This window comes from Domibacillus robiginosus (assembly GCF_000966195.1).
Classification (GTDB): Bacteria; Bacillota; Bacilli; order Bacillales; family Domibacillaceae; genus Domibacillus; species Domibacillus robiginosus.
The window spans coordinates 1-2,209 of the sequence record NZ_LAHL01000101.1; the positions used below are offsets into that span (position 1 = coordinate 1).

Below are 2,209 nucleotides of genomic sequence, written 5' to 3' on the forward strand. Positions count from 1 at the left end.
AAAATCAACATTAATTTTAATAAATACTTTTCATGTTAAAATTAATGTGGAAATCAATTTTAAATTTCCTTTTAAAAGGAGGAATACAAGTGAAAGTAATCGCTATTAATAATAATAAAGGCGGTACATTGAAAAGTACGACTGCTACGAATTTAGCAGGTGTGCTCGCCACAGAAGGACATAAAGTTTTAATAATCGATTCTGATAACCAGGCAAACGTTGCCCTTAGTTTTGGTGTTAATCCAGATGAGTTGAATTATGGATTGTACAGTGTTTTGATTGAACAGCTTGATCCGGTAGAAGCCATTATCAACGTGCATGAAAACATTGATATTCTTCCTGCAAATGATGACCTGATTCAGTTTGATTGGGAAGTAATCGGTAATAAAAATAAATATAAAGAACCTTTTTTAATCATGGAATATACTTGCGAAGTTTTGAGAGAACAGTATGATTACATAATTATTGATACACCTCCTTCCTTATCATTAATGGTAGGAAACGTATTTGCTTTTGCTGATGGAGTATTGATTCCTTTTTCACCGGAAAGCTACAGCATGCGTTCTTTAATGAAGGTTCTTGATACCATTTCAAATTTTGGATATACCTTTAATCCGGATTTAAAATTGTTGGGCGTGGTAGCTACTATGGTCAATTACCAAACTACACTTCACCAATATGTTTTACAGGAAACACGGAAATACTGTGATGAAAATGATATTCGCTTGTTTGATACGTACATACCGCGCAGCATCCGATTTGCTTCCTCTGTAGCGTTTCAGGGTAAGCCGGCAACATTACTAGAAAAAAGAAACGACATGGCCAGTAATTATTTTGAATTATGGAAGGAGATAAAAGGAAATGAGTAATAAAAAACAAAACCCTTTACTAAAAGCTGCAGCTAGTTTTAATAGCGTATCTAACCCTCCAAATTTAGATAATATATCGAAAAAAACATCGAAGAATACAGCTAATGATGGTATGGAAAACAACTTAGAAAGTAAAGAGGATGTTAAAATTAAAAGTAATGATGCTGTTAAGGATCCAAAAAGCGTATTAGAGGATCTATTAAGCTCTACTGAGAAAGAGAAAAAGCGACCTTTAACAGTGTATTTGGATCAGGATGTCTGGGACTTGTTAGATGAATTTGCAAAGCCACGGGGGAAAGGTGCTAAATCTGAAGTAGTGAATCAGCTTCTTAAAAACACTTTCAATCCAAAGTAAATGAATAAAATCAGTTAATAATTAAAAGGCCATAAAAAAGAACCTCGATAATTACGGAGGTTCTTTTTTATAAAAAAATCAATATTTGAATTTAGCACATAGTGTTTTTTATTAAAAATCTTTATTTTTTTGATTTATTATATTCAGCATAAATAGTGGATCTGGGTACGCCTGTTATTTTAGATATATCCGAAACCGTCATTTCTCTTTCTTCTTTTGTTTTAAATAATTCAAGGGCTTGTTCAATGTTGCTGGCTGGTTTCCCCTTCCTCCCCATTTTTTTGCCGTTCTTCATGGCTCTTTTTCTTCCCTCACCAGTTCGGGAAACAATCATATCACGCTCAAATTGTGCGAAACTGCCTAGTGTATTGAAGAGGAGCATTTGAAAAGGATCATCCTTTGCGTTCGCTTGGAAGGTCATATTGTGGTGAAGAAAAGTAATACTGATGCCACGCTCAAGCAGCTCATTTACAATTTTATTTAAATCCAAAATACTTCTAGCCAAACGATCAATTTTGGTGACATAAATATGATCACCAGCACGAGCATGCTTAAGAAGAGCTTCTAGCTGTTGTCTGTCAGTTCCTTTCTTGCCTGATATCTTTTCGATAAACATCTGATCTTCTTTTATACCTGCTGATTCCAGCGTTTCAATTTGGGTTTCTAGGTCCTGCCCAACGGTGCTGACTCGTGCGTACCCTAATTTCATTCATCTATTTTCCTTTCTTAAACGGTTACTGCCTTCCCAGATACTCTTTAAAATCTTTACTGTTCCTTATCTGAACAAAATACTTATACTGTATTATAACTTTTCGTCTAAAATATTTAAATATTTTAGACGAAATTTTTAGACTATATTTTAGACGTTAGAACAAAAGGAAAAGCAGCTTGTTAGCAGCTAAAAAGAGGCCGTCTAAAATTTATGAATTTTAGACAGCCAACCAAAAAAAGCGCCTTCCTTTATTGATAAAGGAAGGTGCTTTTT

Annotated in this window: 3 protein-coding genes; 2 read left to right on the forward strand and 1 reads right to left on the reverse strand. The window is 34.2% G+C overall.

Going from position 1 to position 2,209, the window contains the following annotated elements; genetic code table 11:
• Positions 1 to 89 precede the first annotated feature (89 nt).
• Positions 90 to 869, forward strand: a complete 780-nt coding sequence (locus tag VP97_RS22985) for a ParA family protein (RefSeq protein WP_245629976.1) — start codon at positions 90 to 92, stop codon at positions 867 to 869.
• Entirely contained in the window at positions 862 to 1,224 is a 363-nt protein-coding gene (locus VP97_RS22990) for a hypothetical protein (RefSeq protein WP_050184511.1), read from the forward strand. The genes VP97_RS22985 and VP97_RS22990 overlap by 8 nt, the downstream gene beginning before the upstream one ends.
• A gap of 121 nt (positions 1,225 to 1,345) precedes the next feature.
• Here VP97_RS22990 and VP97_RS22995 read toward each other — a convergent pair whose 3' ends face one another.
• The gene (locus VP97_RS22995) at positions 1,346 to 1,933 is read right to left on the reverse strand and encodes a recombinase family protein (protein WP_050184512.1); all 588 of its coding nucleotides are present in this window, start codon (positions 1,931 to 1,933) and stop codon (positions 1,346 to 1,348) included.
• Positions 1,934 to 2,209 lie beyond the last annotated feature (276 nt).

What these genes read in the sequence shown, in the direction of transcription:
- VP97_RS22990 (WP_050184511.1), top strand. Translation starts at nt 862, where the DNA reads ATGAGTAATAAAAAACAAAACCCTTTACTAAAAGCTGCAGCTAGTTTT.
- VP97_RS22995 (WP_050184512.1), bottom strand. Translation starts at nt 1,933, where the DNA reads ATGAAATTAGGGTACGCACGAGTCAGCACCGTTGGGCAGGACCTAGAA.